Below are 15,175 nucleotides of genomic sequence, written 5' to 3'. Positions count from 1 at the left end.
CGATGATTTTCCGTAGGTACTATGGTTTTCCGGAGTATTCATGCGTAGCAAGCGTTGGGACGGCAAGAGCGGTTGCGCTGTGGAGGTCACGCTGTCGGTGATGGGGGGCGTGTGGAAGCCTGTCATCCTCTTTCACCTGATGACCGGCAAGCGTCGTTTCATGGAGCTGACGCGGCGGGTGCCCAATGTCACCCAGTCCATGCTCACCAGCCAGCTGCGTGAACTGGAAGCCGATGGCGTGGTGATCCGCCACGTGTACCCGGAAGTTCCGCCGAAGGTGGAGTACGAGCTTTCCGAGTTCGGGCGCACGCTGGTGCCGGTGCTGCTGGCGATGCGCGAGTGGGGTGAAACCTATCGCGGCCATAGAAGCACGGACGGCGACGGCTGAGACCCGAGGCGGAGCGCCGAGCATCGTCGACATGGCCCATGCTCCCCGCGGCGTCCTGGAGACCACGGCAATAGCCGCAGTACTGCAGGCAGCGCATGTGGAGCGCCGCCTCACTCGGTGAAGGGCTGCGAAGCAATTCCTGTTCCATTGACGCCCGGTTGCCTATAGTGGCGCCGGAACCCTGCAATGGAATGCCCATGCACGTGATGTCTCCCGGCCGTTGCCTGACGCTCGCGCTTGCCGTCGTAGTGAGTGCCGGCGCGTGTGCACGTCCGCCGTCCACCGAACACGAAAGGAATCCCGCCTTGTCCGGCGCAACCCAGACCGGCCGCACGATCAACGGTCACACCTATACCGATGCCCCCGTGGACGTGAAGCTGGGGCCGAACACCTTCCGCATTCCGGCCAACTACCTGGACAGCCAGATCGCACCGTGGCCGGGCGAGGGCGTGACGCTGGTCATCGAGTGGCCGGACATGAAGCCGACACTGCCAGGTGCCCGGGCCAATCCGCGTACGAATGATTTCCGCAAGGAGATTCCCATTCGGATCAACTACGTTGATCGCGTTCCCGTCGAAACACTGCTTTCAAGGCTGTCGTCAAATGAAGCCGTCACGGAAGAGGATTCTGTGGAAAGGGAGGATCCCAGGGATCGTCTCGATCAACGCGTTGCACAGCCGGAGACCTTGGGGCTGACGCCCTATGCAATCGACGAAGCGAAGATGGTGGTGTACGCGAAGAAGTATGAGGCGCGGTACGGGAAGCCGCCTGTCCGCAATCCCGCCTACGAGAGAGACTGGTACATCGCACGCCAGGCCGACGGCCGGATCAGCTCGTTCATCAAATGTGACGGCAAGGAATTCCGACGCGACGGCGTGCGGCTGGAGGGAAGCGAGGTGATCAGTGAGCCAGGAGAAGTGGCAGCCGGCTGCGTTCATTATTTCGTGGACATCGACAACAAGCTGTCCGTCAGCCTGGACTACAAGAGAGCGTTTCTGAAGGACTGGAAGCGTATGGAAGAGGTTGTCAGGGATGTCATCGCGCGCACCCGGTCCCAGTGATCGGTGAATCAAGGAAGAGAAGGGACAGGGTATGAATGGATTGACCGAACGCGATCTCAGAGTCCTTGGCAGCTATGCCAGAGACGGCAACCGCGAGCTTTACTGGAACTACCTGTCGCAGCTGCCGGGAGCCGATGGCTACGGGACGCTGGCACTGGGTGTTGTACGCAATGACAGCCTTCCGGGACGTGTAGCGAACACCTATGCACAGAACTACGCGAAGACCCAACAGGATGAGGGATCGCGTTTCTCAAATGCACAGTTGACCGAGCGGCAGTGGGAGTCCTTTGGGCAGACCCTGCTCGAAAGAGATCTTGAATTGCGGCAGCAGTGGATGAACGAGCGCCGCCCAGACCTGGCACTGAATCTTCCCGGCAAGGATGTGATGCTGGCCCACGACCGGGCATTTGAACGGCATGAGCTTGATCCCAACTGCTGGACGCCGCGCGTGCTGCTGGAGGCGGCCGAGCAGAAGAGCGGCCCCGCGAAGCTGGAGCAGATCTGGACCAACATGCTCGACAACGACTACGCCGGAGGCCCGCGCGTAGGCAACACCAGCGTTGATGCCATCAGCCAGATGGGATGGGCGAAGGGCGGGCAGTACCTGACCCGGTTGAGCGTGCTCGAAGCCACCCAGGCACTGGAGGGGCGCTCAGCGGTCGATCCGAACGTCATCGGCGGCAACAGCTACTACGCGGTGTACTTCGAAGCCGACAGGAAATGGGCCAGCGTCAGTGCGGGCGGCGGTCACATGTCGCTGCGCGAGATCACCGATCCCGCCCGTATCGCTGAACTCAATGATGCGCGCGAGGTTCGTCTGGAACGCCAGGAAAAACGTACGCAGTTCCACCCGGACGACCCGTATCGGACCATTACCCGCAGCCCGCTGACCGCAGCGGCGGACGACGTGCCGGATCCCTCACAGGCCCCGACCCGCCTGGCGGACATCGGCCCCGGCCATCGGGAGTACGCACTGATGCAGCAGGTGCGCGAAGGCGTTGCCGCGATCGATGCCAGCGCCGGGCGTCCCCACGATGAGAACAGCGAGCGTCTTGTGGCGAGCGTGATGGCCTTGGCCCGCCGCAACCAGCTTGAACGCGCCGATCACGTGCTGCTGAGCGCCCAGACGGCCGACACTCCCGCAGGGCGGAACGTGTTCGTGGTGCAGGGCGAGATGAACGATCCCGCCCACCTGCGCGTTTCAATGCCCACAGATGTAGCAGTGCATACGCCGGTTGCGCAGTCGCTGCAGCAGATGGAAGCCGCCAGTCTGGAGCGGCAGCAGACCGCCGGGCAACACCAGCAGGATATCGAAGTGCAGGCGCGCGAAAATAGCGCGATGCGGATGGGATGAAATCACTCCGCCCATCGCGTATGGAACCTTATCAGTAGCATGGGGCAATGCCTGACAGCCAATGCCAGCCCCCGAAATGGGGGCCGGCACACATCACGGCAGTGCGTGACTTACGGGATGGTGCAGCCGCTGTTCCGCAGGCAGCGGGCAAACGCCGGGTAGCACACCTTCTCGCCATTGCCCGCTGCGAGGCAGGCGTCGTAGGCGGTGTAGCACGGGGTACAGCGGGACTGCGCGGAGGCACTGCCGATTCCAAGGGTCAGTGCAGCGGCCGCAATAGCAACAGACAGCTTGAATCCAATCTTCATGCTTCACTCCGTTGATAGCCCTCCTTGGGCACCTCGGAGGCTAACGTGGGAAGAGGGTGTATTCAACCCGCACCGCGCCCGGATGGGTATCCATCTTCAGCGCCCCGCCCTGGATTTACTTTGTTGGCGCGTCTGCAGTCTGAGCGGCAACCATGGCCTGTTGCATTTCCTTCAGCGACAGATAGCCGTCGGCATCGGTGTCCAGGCCCGCAAAGTACTTCGCGATCTCCGGCACCACGTTGGCTTCCTCCTTGCTGATTCTGCCGTCTTTGTTCCTGTCCATCGCGGAAAACGCGGCGCCGATTGAATCGGCCTGCTTGCTGAAACGTTCCTGCTGAAATTTCGCGTACTCGGCCTTGTCGACGCGTCCGTCGTTGTTGGCATCCATGGCGGTGAATGTGGCGTCGATGTAGGCCTGCTTCGGGTCGGTGGGTGTGGCCTGGGCCAGCAACGGAGCAGTGCACAGTGCGATCAACAGCGTGATCCTGGTCATGGGTGATTCTCCTTGAAAATTGCAGATCAGCGGCAGGGATAGGTGTAGCCGTCGGAGCCGCGATAGGTGTCGTTGCGGCGGTCGTAGTTGCCGTAGCGGTTCATGCAGTAGTCGGCGCGCTCGCGGGTCTCACGCTCGCGTTTGGCGGCAGCGGCAATCACGCCGGCCACCACCGCTGCACCTACCACGCCCACCACGACACCGGCGGTCTTGGCGTCGTGCCGGCGCTCGCGTTCCCGCTCGCGTTCGCGTCGCTCCCACGCTTCGCGATCCCGTTCCCGGTAGTCCTGGTTCCACTGCGGGTTGTAGCGGTCGCCGCGTTGCGCATGGGCGTCGCCGGCGTACGGCATCAACACCAGCTGCGCAGCGACCGCTAGAATCAGCGCGGTTCTTCCTGTCTTCAGAAACATCGTCCAGCTCCTGTGCGGACATCGTTGGTAGCCGTAGTACACCCCGCAGACATTGCGCGAACCTGCCGTCAGGGCGAGCAATTGCAGCGGCTATCGAACAAGTGCCTCCACCGGATCCAGCTGTGCGGCACGGCGTGCCGGTAGGAAGCCGAAACCAACGCCGATCAGGCTGGAACAGACGAATGCAGCCAGAATCGAGTTGACGGAGAACACCAGGCTGAAGCCCGCATCGGCCAGCTCCATGACCGCGCCCAGCGCCAGTGCCACGCCGATGCCGAGCACGCCACCGAGCAGGCAGACCAGCACCGATTCGATCAGGAACTGCTGCAGGATGTCGCTGCGTCGCGCGCCTACCGCCATGCGCACGCCGATCTCGCGGGTTCGCTCGGTCACCGAGACCAGCATGATGTTCATCACCCCGATTCCGCCCACCACCAGTGCGATGGCAGCGATGGAGCTGATCATCATGGTCAAGATGCCGGTGGTCTGTTCAATGGATCTACGGATCTGCGCGTTGTTGCTCATGTAGAAATCGGTGCTGCCGTGGCGGCGAGTCAGCAGTCGCGCGATGGCCTGCTCAGCCGCTTCCATGCTGATCGCATCCGAGACGCGCACGGTGATGCTGGAGACGTGGCTCTGCCCCAGTACGCGCGCCATTGCGGTGGTGTAGGGCAGCCATACCCGCAGCAACGATGCATCACCAGTCGTGCCGGCATCCTTCTTCACCACACCCACCACGCGCACCGGGACATTGCCCAGCAGCAGGGTCTGCCCGATCGGATTGTCGGTCGCGGCGAAGAAGCGTGCGCGGGTATTGGCGTCGATCACCAGCACCTGCTGGTAGCCGGCCACGCCGGGTGGACCGAAGAAGGCGCCCTCGCCGAGCTTCAGGCCATGCACGCGGAAGTACTGCTCGCTGACGCCCTGCACCTGCACACTGGCAGAGCGGTTGCCGCGCAGGGCGGTGCCGCTGGTGGCAACACCCGGGGTGGCGCTGTCCACGAATGGCTGCCGGGCCAGGGCCACGCTGTCGCCGGGGGTGAGTGTTTCCACCCGCGCCGAGTGCAGGTCGCCAAAACCGGCACCGGGATAGATCTCGATGGTGTTGGTACCCAACGAGGAGATGTTGGACAGGATGGCCTGCCGTGCACCGGTGCCCAGTGCTACCACCGCCACGACCGAAGCAATGCCGATGATGATTCCGAGCATGGTCAGGAAGGTGCTTATGCGGTGGGCGTTCATCGCGCGCAGTGCCATGCGGAAGGCTTCAGCGAAACGGTCCCGCCAGACCTGCCAGCCGCTGCTACCCGCGGATTGGGGCGCGGCTGGCGTCGCCACGCCTGCTGCCAGAGCAGTACCGGTTGCACGATCATCCACGATCCGCCCATCGCGGATTTCGATGATGCGCTGCGCATGCTCGGCCACGGCCATGTCATGCGTGACCAGCACCACGGTATGGCCGTCGGCGTGCAGCTCGCCGAGGATCTTCATCACCTCTTTGCCGGAATGCGTATCCAGCGCACCTGTGGGTTCGTCGGCGAAGATCACCGCGCCACCATTCATCAGTGCACGCGCAATCGAAACGCGTTGCTGCTGGCCGCCCGAGAGCTCGCCAGGGAGATGCTGCATGCGCTCGCCCAGACCCAGCCGCGACAGCAAGGTGGCTGCCCGTGCATGGCGTGCTTCGGCAGGCATGCCGGCGTAGATCGCAGGCACCTCCACATTGCTCAGTGCAGTCAGATCGGTCAGCAGGTGATAGCGCTGGAAGATGAAGCCGAAGTGCTCGCGGCGTAGTTCGGCCAGTTCATCAGGCGACATCTGCGCGGTCTCGCGCCCGGCGATCTGATAGACGCCGGCGGAAGGGCGATCCAGGCAACCCAGGATGTTCATCAGCGTGGACTTGCCGGAACCGGATTGGCCTACGATGGCCACCAGTTCACCTGCGTGAATATCCAGGTCGATGCCGTCGAGTACCACCAGTGTCTGCTCGCCCGCGGCAAATTCACGGCGTACGCCGCGAACGCGCAGCAGTGGCTCGGTCATGGTCATACTCATTTGGGTTGCGCGGGTGCGCTGGCGGCTTCGACGTTGGCCTGCGCCAGCACGACCTGTTCGCCTTCCTTCAGCCCGTCGCGTACTTCCACCTGGATCTGGTCATCCAGCCCGGTGGTGATGCGCCGCGCACTGGCGCGACCGTCGGCACCGCGTATCTGCACGCTGTAGCTGCCATCGGCGGCGCGCGCACCCAATGCGGCCGAGGGAATGGTCAGTACGTCGTTGGCGCGGCCCAGCACGATGCGAACCTGCGCGGTCATGTAGCTGCGCAGGCGGCCATCAGCGTTGTCCACGTCGAACTGGCCGTTGTAGTACATGGCCGTGCGGCTGCCACCCGACACCGCCGGTGCGGCGAGGCTGGAACTGTCTTCGTTGGTGATCGATTCCGGTGCTGGCGCTATATCCCGAAGCCTGCTGCTGTAGCGCCGACCGGCATCACCAAGAATGGTGAAGAACGCCTCCTGCCCAACAGCGGTGTGTACGACGTCAGCCTCGGAGATCTCGGCGTACACCGTCATCACGTCCTGATCGCCGAGCATCACGATGGTCGGTGCGCTCTGCACCGCATTCACGGTCTGCCCCTGGCGCGCGACCACGGCCAGTACGGTGCCGTCGGTGGGGGCAGTGATGCGGGTGTACTCCAGATTGGTCTGCGCGACATCAACGTCGGTCTGCCGGCGCGCAACTTCACCGTCCAATGCGGCGATCTGTTCACGGGTGGCGTCGACCTTGGCCTTGGCTGCATCGAAGTCGGCGCGGGCCACCAGTTGCGCGGCAGCCAGTTGCTGCTGCCGACGCAGTGTCAACTCGAACTGGCGCAGGTCGGTCGCCAGTGCATCGCGGTTGGCGCGCGCGGTGCGCTGTGCGGCCTGCGCGCTCAGCAATGCATTGCGCTGCGTGCGCGAATCGATATCGGCAATGGGATCGCCGGCTTTCACTTTGTCGCCCAGTTTCACATGCAGGGTGTCGATGCGGCCGGAGACCTGCGCACCCACGCTGACCAGTCGTGAGGGCTTCAGCGTGCCAGTGGCTTCCACCACCTGTTCGATGTTGCCTCGAACGACGGGTGCAACCTGCAGTTGCGGTGGTGGTGTCGGCCGCAACCATGCGAACAGAATCAGTGCGCTGCACAGCAGGGCGGTAGCAATCATGAGCGCCCGGCGGCGCTTGCGTGGTGCGGCGCTCATCGGCGCAGCATCCAGTAGAGACAGGTCATCGCGGATCCTCGCGGCAGAAGAGACACACGTCTGGGGTGGCAGACGGGGTTGGCCGTCGAGTCTCGATGCGCTGGATTGCGTGAACCTTGCGGGGCTGTCGCTGTGTCAGCGTGCGGCAAGAAGGGCGAGCAATGCTACGGCGATGAACTGCAGGGCGCTACCGAGAACCAGCAGTGCATTGCGCAGCCGGTGACCTGCCAATCGCGCAGCGAAGAGTTGACTCACCGCGCCGGCCAACAACCAGAAGAACGCTGGAACAGGCAGCTTCGTCATTCCTGCACCGATGGCGATCAGCAGCGCGCTGGCAATCATTGTCCCGGCGGCATGACCATCCAGAGCGCGCAGCAGTGGTGGCATCGGGCGGGAGGTTGCCGCGCGCCATGCCGCCAACCCATGCAGCGCGGCATGCACGGCAACGAACAGGAGCACGGCAGCGGCCGCCGCTGCGCTCGCGTGCCGATACGTTGAAGCCACCAGTGCAATGCCGGGCAGCAGCAGGAACAGGGCGCCGAACAGCCGCATCAATACACCTGCGCGCTCGGTTTCGGGAACTTCCCGCAGCCAGAGCGGCCAATGTTCCAAGCCGAGCGCGCGGGCACTACGCGGGCGGCGATTCCACGCGGCAGCGGTAAGGCCCGGCGAATTCCGCGGTGGCACAGTGCGCGTGGAAGAGGACGGTGGAGGAGCTCCCTGGGTCACATGCAGGCTTCCTGTCAGATCGGAACGCGGTGGCACGGCAGGTGCCACACCCCGATGCTGTCCAGCGAAGATTGCCGCAACCTTGCCTGTCCTCGCTACCGGCTTCGCATGGACAGGTGCCAGTTACACAGGTGCATGCGGTGTGTTCAGTGCTCCAGCGGTGGTGCGCTGGTTACGCCCGGGTGCAGTGGAAACTCGACTCGGATCAATGCACCACCGCCAGGCGCATCCAGAATCGTGACGTGGCCGCCGTGGCGGTCGATCACCTGGCGCACGAGGTTCAACCCCAGGCCTGCGCCTGTCTGCCGCGGCCGCAGCCGCTGGAAGGGTTCGAAAACCCGTTCGCGCTGGTCGACCGGTATGCCGGGGCCGTCGTCCTCGACCTCCAGGCAGCTGCCCTGAACGCGCACGATGATCTGGCGTCCGCCATGTTCGGCAGCATTCAGTACCAGGTTGGAGATTACCCGCTCCACTGCGCCGGTCTCGCCGAGCACCGGGAAGTGCGATTCCACCGCCACGGCTACAGTCTTGTCCGACTGGATCAACAGCGGCGCCAGATCGGCGGCCACCCGTTTGGCTACCCGCGCCAGGTTGATGGTTTCCTTCGGCCCGTCTTCGTCCATGCGGTGCAGATCCAGCAACTGCTCTGCCAGCGTCGCCAACCGCGCCACTTCCACGGCCAGGCTGCGCGAGGTGGCGTCGTCGGCCGCATCGACCTTTACCCTCAGAATCGCGATGGGGGTGCGCAGCTCATGCGCGGCGGCGGCGATGAAGCGGCGTTGCCGCTCGTGCCCCTCGTCCAGCCGCTCCAGTGCTTCATTCACAGCCGTCACCAACGGAGCGATCTCCACCGGCACCGCGGTTTCTGTCAGGCGGACACCGCGCCGACTGGCGGAGATGTTGCGGGCTTCCTGGGCGATGCGCTCCACCCCGGCCAAGGCCCGCCTCACGATGATCGGTGTCAGGACGATGGTGGCCAGGCCCAGCAGCAGGAAGATCGGCAGAGTGATGATGTGTGCCGCCAGCGCCATCTGCCAGGTCAGCGTATCGGTTTCGCCATGGGCCATGATGGTCAGCTTGCCGGCCGGCCCGCTGTGCTGGCGGACCACGACGGCCAGGCCATCGCTGCGATCGCGCCCGCGCAGATCGCCAAAGGGGATGCCATCCAGTGCGCCTACCAGCGAGGCATAGGCCGGCGGCACAGGTCCGAACGTAACGTGGTGGCCGTGCTCATCCTCGGCGATGAACCATGCGCCGGGAACGATCTTCAGCAGTTCGGCCAGTTCCGGCGTGTTCTGCACGTAGAGGTCGCCATTGCGGTCGCGGTGCACTGCATCGGCGGCCACCGGCGCGAAGGTCTGGATGCTGTAATAGCCACCGCTGTCGGCACGTATCAACACCATCAGAAGCGCGAAGAACGCCACCAGCAACGCCAGCAGCTGATAGATCAGCGTCTTGACGATCAACGGGCGCTTCAGCGATGGACGACGCGCCATTACTTGGCTTCCCGCATCAGATAGCCGACGCCGCGGATGGCGTGGATCTCCACCCGGGCATCGGCATCGGCCAGCTTGCGGCGAAGGCGCGAGACATGAGAGTCGAGCGTATTGGAATGGATGCCGTCATCGAATCCATACACAGCCATCTCAATCGACTCGCGCAGCACGGTGCGACCCAGGCGCCGGGCCAGCGCGGTCAGCACACGGATCTCGCGGCGCGGCAGCTCAAGCCGTTGCCCGCCCACGCTGGCTTCACCCGATGCCTGGTCGAACACCAACCGGCCAATGCTCACCAGTTCCACCTGCATGCCGCTCGGCCGGCGCCCTGCAGCACGGATGCGGGCGAACAGTTCCTCAAGTGCGAAGGGCTTGGCCAGATAGTCGTCCGCGCCCTCATCCAGCCCGGCGATGCGGTCTGGCAGCTGGCCCAGCGCGCTCAATACGATGATCGGCACTCCGGGGTTGCGCTCACGCAGCAGGGAAATCAATCCCAGCCCGTCACCGTCGGGCAGGGTGCGGTCCAGCAACACCAGGTCGTGCGATCCGTACAGGGCTGCTTCTCGGGCCAGCGCGAGAGTGTTGGCCAGGTCCACCACGTAGCGCTCGCGCTGCAGGGCGGATTTCAGGGTGGCGGCCAGTTCGGCTTCGTCTTCGATCAGCAGGATGTGCATCGGCAGGGCTTGGGCAGGAAGGGGCGTGGCAGGGCGGGTCGGCACGCGCCGGCACCGTATTACAGGAACATTGCGTGAACATGGCGTGCCTTCCGGACGTCCCGCAAGGCTGTGATGACCCAGGACGGTGGGCGGCGGCGCAAGGTTCGCGCAATCCAGGCACTCCAGCCTTGGCGCCCACTCGCTGCCCCCCAATCCCTGGAGTACCCATGAAGTTGTTCGTTCCGTTGTTGCTTGTGGCCGCGTTGAGTGGCTGTACCACCGCGAAGATGACCGTTACCCCTGATGGCCGGCGCGGCGTCTCCATCGACTGCAGCGGCTCCAGTTCCTGGGGTGGCTGCTACGAAAAGGCCGGACAGATGTGCCCAGGCGGCTATGTAGTCTTCAGCAAGGATGGCGACGACGGCAACGCCATCGCGGTGGGCAACAAGAACGGCTTCACCTCCACCCAGATGGCCACCCGCTCGATGCTGGTGGCCTGCTCGCACTGACACCAACAGGGGAGGTGGGTTGCCACCTCCCCGTCATCACAGCCCACAGCCCTGCGTCAGAAGCTGTAAGCGGCCTGCACGTACACCCGCCGCGGCTCACCCGGGAAATGCCCGTTGCGCGCGATGAAACCGCTGGCTGCATATACCTTGTCGAACAGGTTCTTGACGTTGGCCTGGAACTGCCACTGCTTCCATGTGGTCTTCCAGCTCATGTCGAACACGGTGTAAGCCTTCACCGTCTGCCCGTCCAGACTGACGCGCTCACCCACATGGTCAGCACCAAAGCCGATGGCCGAATTGATCGACGGCAGGTCGTAGCGCGTCCACAGACCCAGCTTGTTGCGCGGCGCATTGGCGAATCGGTCGCCGGAAGCGTTGGTGATGCCATTCGGGCCTGCGTCCTTCACCCGCGCATCGTTGTAGGCGTAGGTCAGGTTCAGCACCCAGCGATCGGTCACGTCGGCCAGCAGGTCCAGTTCCATGCCCGTACTGCGCACCAGGCCCAGCGCGGCCAACTGGTTCACGCCACCGATCACTTCGCCGGTTGCCTGCACGATATTGCTGCGGTCGATCCGGTAGGCGGCCATGTTCAAGGTCACACGGTCGGCCAGCAGGGACTTCATGCCCACTTCCCACTGCTTGCTGCGTTCTGCATCGAACGGCCCGCCAGCGGCGGGGTTCTGGTTGGTAGCACTCTGCGGTACGAAGCCGCTGGCCACATTGGCATAGACATTCAGGCCCTCGCGCACGGTGAACGTGCTGCCCAGCCGCCAGCTGAGGTCGTTGCCATCCACGCGGCTGCCGGCAATGCGGTCGTCGTCCTTGAAGCCATCCCAGCGCAACCCGGCCAGCACATGCCAGCGTGTGCCCAGTGCCAGTTCGTCCTGCAGGTAGCCGCCATAGCGCTTGCTGCGGGTGGACGTGCTGCGCCAGGGCAGGGCCGCCAGGTTGTAGTCGTGCCAGGTACTGGCGCCGTACACGGGATTGAACAGGTCGATGCCGCGCACCGGCCCCGCACCACGTGCAAGGTCGGCGCTGTTGGCGGTCTGTGCAGTGAAATCCGCATCCAGCTGATACACGTCCGCACCGAACAACACCTTGTGCTCGACGGTGCCGGTGGTCACCCGCCAGACTGCATTACCGTTGGCAGTGAATGCTTCGTTGTCGCGGATCTGGTTGCGCAGCTGGCGGGTCATCCACTCGGCCACGCCATCGCGGTCACGATCGATCAGGCCCATCGGCTCGTGGTACATCTGGTGCTCGTTGTTGCTGAACCAGCGAGCGGCAAAATCGAGATCCAGATTGTCGCGCGGTGCGAAGCGGTACTGCGCCAGCGCCACTTTGGCGCGCATGTCGAGGAAGTCGCTGGCCTCGTTGTGGTTCCAGCGGCGATCGGTCAGGAAGGTGCCCGCATCATTCACCGGCACGCCGCGCAGGCGGTTGCCGCCGAGGTTCTGGGTGATGTCGGTGAACTGCAGCACCAGCTCGCCGGTCCGGCCGACATCGAAGGCCAGCGAGGCGTCGCCGATCACGCTTTCGCTGTCGGTGTTCCAGCGCACGCCCTGCTCGGTGTCGGCATACAGGCCGGCGCGATAGCGCACGCTGCCAGCGGCATTCAATGGACCCGTGCCTTCGATCGAGCCGGCGCGGAAATCCCGGTTGCCCATCTGCACTTCGATGCGGCGCTCAGCGACCGCCCTGGGCTTGCGCGTGACGTAGTTGATGACGCCGCCGGCGTCGCCACCACCGTAGAGTGCGCCGGCCGGCCCCTTCAGCACTTCCACGCGTTCGATGTTGAACAGCTGTGGTACCGAGAAGCCAGCGTACGGGTCGCCGCGCAGGCCGTCATACAGCACGTTTTCCTGCCGGAAGCCGCGCAGGGTCACGCCGGCATAGCTGAAATAGCTGATGCCGCTGATGCTGCGATAGAGATCGGTCACCTGACGCGCGGCCTGATCGTCGATCAGCTCGCGCGGGATCACCTGGATCGACTGTGGAACCAACTCGAGTGGCGTATCGGTGCGGGTGCCAACCGCAGCGTCGTCCACCCGGTACAGTGCCTGCGCACGGCCGCGGACTTCCACCCTGTCCAGCTCCTTGGGAGTGGTCGTTGAGGTCTCGGAGGCAAGGGCAAGGGGTGCAAAGGGCAGGGTCAGTGCCAGGTACAGCGCGCGTTTGTGGAGCAGGAGAGGGGGCATGGGCAGGGGGTATGTGGCTGCAAATGAGAAAGATTAGCATTTGCAACACTTCGTGACCTATCCCCCGAATGCGCTATGGACGCGCGTCAGGGTCGGTATAGGGGGTGCCTGCCAAGGCCACCAGTACGCCGGTGGCGCCGCGCACGATCAACTGCACCATGGCTTCGCGCGGATCCTCGCCCAGCAGCTGGCTTGCCAGTCCTTTGCCGTAGGCGGTCACCATCGATGCCAGCAGCATCGACGCACCCAGTCGCGCCTCGGCATCGCCGTCCGGGCGCCCGGCTGAGGCCGCCATCAGCTGCGTCAGGTCGTCGGTCAGCTGCGCCTGCAGTCGCCTTGCATGCGCCACCAGCACCGGGCTCGCGGCCACGGTGGCCCAGAACGCGGCGGCGCCTGCGTTGACCCGCAGCAGGGGATGGCCGCTGTCCAGCAGTTCGTGCACCAGCGACTGGAACGCGGCCAGTGGGGTCAGGCCGCTGCGCGCGGCCATGCCCTCGCGCAGAAGCGCGCGGGCCTCCTCATCGCGGTCGAACACCAGGTCTTCCTTGCTGGCGAAGTAGTTGAACACCGTCTTGCGCGAGACCCCGGCGGCATCGGCGATCTCGGACATGGAAACGGCTTCGAAGCCACGTCGGATGATCAGCTCGGTGGCGACATCCGAAATCGCTTGTCGGGTCTCGGCCTTGCGCTGCTCGCGGCGGCCCGGAGGCGGGGTCATGGGCGGTTCACTTGTGAAAACGTACACCGAGTGTAACATTCGCTTCGCCAGAGTGCCGGCCCGGTGCTCACAAGGAATTCCGATGCTGTACGACGTCGTCATTGCCGGGGCTGGCCCGGTCGGCCTGTTCCTGTCCTGCGAGCTGGCCCTGGCCGGCTGTTCGGTGTTGGTGCTGGAGCAGGCCGAGTCCCCGGAATCACCCCTCAAGCGCCTGCCCTTTGGGCTGCGCGGCTTGAACACGCCCACCCTGGAGGCGCTGGACAGGCGCGACTTGCTGCAGGCGGTGGCCGCGCGCCAGGTGCTGAAACCCGACAAGGGCGCACCACCGCCCGGCACCGCCCACTGGCTGGCGCAGCCCCGGCCACTGGGCGGCCACTTCGCCGGCATTCCGTTTGCGCTGGACAACGTGGCCAGCGAGCGCTGGCTGTATCGCCTGCCGTCGCCGGTCGGCTTCCAGATGGCGATTGAACTGCAGGCGCTGGAAGCGGTGCTGGCCGAACGGGCGACCGCGCTTGGCGTGCGCATCGACCGCGGGAGTGCGGTGCAGGCGGTGCGCATGGAAGGTGAGCAGGTCGCCGTGGAGACCCTTCTCGGTACAACGCGTGGCCGCTGGCTGATCGGTTGCGACGGCGCCCGCAGCACTGTGCGTAAACAATCAGGTTTCACCTTCGCCGGGACCGAGCCGGAGTTCACCGGACACTCGCTGCTGGTCGAGCTGGCAGATCCGTCGCTGCTCACACCGGGACGTCATTACACCGCCGATGGAATGTACAACTTCAATCCGCCAGGCGTGTTGGCACTGGCGGATTTCGACGGCGGTGCCGGTCATCGCACGGCGCTGGACCGGGAACGCGCGCAGGCCATGCTACGGCGCATATCCGGACGTGAAGCGACCATCACCGCGGTGCATCTGGCTACCACCTGGACCGATGCCGCGCGCCAGGCCACGGTCTATCGCAAGGGTCGCGTGCTGCTGGCCGGCGATGCAGCACACATGCATTCGCCGCTGGGCGGGCAAGGCCTGAACCTTGGCATCGGCGACGCGATGAACCTCGGTTGGAAGCTGGCCGCCGTGGTGCGTGGCGATGCCGATGAGGTGCTGCTGGACAGCTACCAGGCCGAGCGCTATCCGATCGGCGCGAAGGTGCTGGACTGGTCGCGTGCGCAGGTCGCGTTGATGCGGCCGGGCGCTGGCTCGCGCGCGCTGGCGGCGGTGATGGCCGATCTGGCCGACACCCGTGATGGTGCGACCTACCTGGCCGAGCGGATCTGGGGCGTTGCACAGCAGCTGGACCTGGGCGTGGGCCATCCGCTGGTCGGCCGCAGCGCGCCGGACTTCCTGCTGGCCGATGGACGTCGCATGGGTGAACTGCTGCGTGCAGGGCAGGGCGTGCTGCTGGTGTTCGACGCGGGCACGTCGTTGTGCGCAAGCATCGATGGTTGCCAACGGCGTCTGGCCCTCGTCAGGCAGGCGGTGGATGAAACGCTCGGCCTGGGCGCGGTGCTGGTGCGCCCGGATGGCATCGTTGCCTGGGCCTGTGATGCCGGGGGTGATGGGGCCGGGCTGTCCGATGCGCTGCGGTGCTGGTTCGGATCGATGGCCGCAGGCTGAC

At 64.8% G+C, this 15,175-nt stretch carries 15 protein-coding genes; 5 read left to right on the top strand and 10 right to left on the bottom strand.

All coding sequences use genetic code 11. The features are described from left to right. The first annotated feature begins 40 nt into the window (after window positions 1-40). The 3 genes from AC0Z6F_RS01545 (at window position 41) to AC0Z6F_RS01535 (ending at window position 2,803) form a co-directional block, all read left to right on the top strand. Entirely contained in the window at window positions 41-388 is a 348-nt protein-coding gene (locus AC0Z6F_RS01545; RefSeq protein ID WP_006375128.1) for a winged helix-turn-helix transcriptional regulator, read from the top strand. A gap of 197 nt (window positions 389-585) precedes the next feature. Further along, window positions 586-1,449 carry a Smlt3025 familytype IV secretion system inhibitor gene (locus tag AC0Z6F_RS01540; protein WP_485616386.1) on the top strand — a complete coding sequence of 288 codons (864 nt, stop codon included), beginning with the start codon at window positions 586-588 and terminating at the stop codon, window positions 1,447-1,449. 31 nt (window positions 1,450-1,480) lie between these two features. Further along, window positions 1,481-2,803: a Smlt3024 family type IV secretion system effector gene (locus AC0Z6F_RS01535; RefSeq protein ID WP_485616387.1), complete on the top strand. Its 1,323-nt coding sequence runs from the start codon at window positions 1,481-1,483 to the stop codon at window positions 2,801-2,803. 110 nt (window positions 2,804-2,913) lie between these two features. Here the strand turns inward: AC0Z6F_RS01535 and AC0Z6F_RS01530 are convergent, their stop codons facing one another. From AC0Z6F_RS01530 to AC0Z6F_RS01495, 8 genes are all read right to left on the bottom strand, one after another. Beyond that, window positions 2,914-3,111 carry a hypothetical protein gene (locus tag AC0Z6F_RS01530; RefSeq protein WP_005410142.1) on the bottom strand — a complete coding sequence of 66 codons (198 nt, stop codon included), beginning with the start codon at window positions 3,109-3,111 and terminating at the stop codon, window positions 2,914-2,916. Window positions 3,112-3,226: 115 nt separating this feature from the next. Continuing rightward, window positions 3,227-3,604: an EF-hand domain-containing protein gene (locus AC0Z6F_RS01525; protein WP_485616389.1), complete on the bottom strand. Its 378-nt coding sequence runs from the start codon at window positions 3,602-3,604 to the stop codon at window positions 3,227-3,229. A 26-nt stretch (window positions 3,605-3,630) separates the two neighbouring features. Continuing rightward, complete coding sequence (locus AC0Z6F_RS01520) at window positions 3,631-4,014, bottom strand: hypothetical protein (RefSeq protein WP_485616390.1); 384 nt, start codon at window positions 4,012-4,014, stop codon at window positions 3,631-3,633. A gap of 90 nt (window positions 4,015-4,104) precedes the next feature. Beyond that, window positions 4,105-6,063 carry a MacB family efflux pump subunit gene (locus AC0Z6F_RS01515; protein ID WP_485616560.1) on the bottom strand — a complete coding sequence of 653 codons (1,959 nt, stop codon included), beginning with the start codon at window positions 6,061-6,063 and terminating at the stop codon, window positions 4,105-4,107. Window positions 6,064-6,065: 2 nt separating this feature from the next. After that, complete coding sequence (locus tag AC0Z6F_RS01510; protein WP_100468875.1) at window positions 6,066-7,256, bottom strand: efflux RND transporter periplasmic adaptor subunit; 1,191 nt, start codon at window positions 7,254-7,256, stop codon at window positions 6,066-6,068. Window positions 7,257-7,391: 135 nt separating this feature from the next. Then, a complete protein-coding gene (locus AC0Z6F_RS01505) occupies window positions 7,392-7,808 on the bottom strand; it encodes a hypothetical protein (protein WP_478450870.1) in 417 nt (138 codons plus the stop codon). A gap of 323 nt (window positions 7,809-8,131) precedes the next feature. Next, window positions 8,132-9,481, bottom strand: coding sequence for a sensor histidine kinase (locus tag AC0Z6F_RS01500; protein ID WP_006375112.1), 1,350 nt, complete (start codon window positions 9,479-9,481; stop codon window positions 8,132-8,134). Continuing rightward, on the bottom strand, window positions 9,481-10,155 hold the full coding sequence (locus tag AC0Z6F_RS01495; RefSeq protein ID WP_100468871.1) for a response regulator transcription factor: 675 nt from the start codon (window positions 10,153-10,155) through the stop codon (window positions 9,481-9,483). The genes AC0Z6F_RS01500 and AC0Z6F_RS01495 overlap by 1 nt, the downstream gene beginning before the upstream one ends. A gap of 209 nt (window positions 10,156-10,364) precedes the next feature. Here AC0Z6F_RS01495 and AC0Z6F_RS01490 point away from each other — a divergent pair, with 209 nt between their 5' ends. Next, window positions 10,365-10,646, top strand: coding sequence for a hypothetical protein (locus tag AC0Z6F_RS01490; protein ID WP_485616391.1), 282 nt, complete (start codon window positions 10,365-10,367; stop codon window positions 10,644-10,646). A 56-nt stretch (window positions 10,647-10,702) separates the two neighbouring features. Here the strand turns inward: AC0Z6F_RS01490 and AC0Z6F_RS01485 are convergent, their stop codons facing one another. Then, the gene (locus AC0Z6F_RS01485; RefSeq protein WP_478450869.1) at window positions 10,703-12,844 is read right to left on the bottom strand and encodes a TonB-dependent siderophore receptor; all 2,142 of its coding nucleotides are present in this window, start codon (window positions 12,842-12,844) and stop codon (window positions 10,703-10,705) included. A gap of 73 nt (window positions 12,845-12,917) precedes the next feature. After that, window positions 12,918-13,562, bottom strand: coding sequence for a TetR/AcrR family transcriptional regulator (locus AC0Z6F_RS01480; protein ID WP_006375107.1), 645 nt, complete (start codon window positions 13,560-13,562; stop codon window positions 12,918-12,920). Window positions 13,563-13,644: 82 nt separating this feature from the next. On the opposite strand from AC0Z6F_RS01480, the gene AC0Z6F_RS01475 reads away from it, so the two are divergent. Then, on the top strand, window positions 13,645-15,174 hold the full coding sequence (locus tag AC0Z6F_RS01475) for an FAD-dependent monooxygenase (protein WP_478450868.1): 1,530 nt from the start codon (window positions 13,645-13,647) through the stop codon (window positions 15,172-15,174). The last annotated feature ends 1 nt before the right edge of the window (window position 15,175 follow it).

This window comes from Stenotrophomonas sp. 1L-E-5-B-C3 (assembly GCF_057292075.1).
This window is presented reverse-complemented; position numbering and strand designations above follow the sequence as displayed.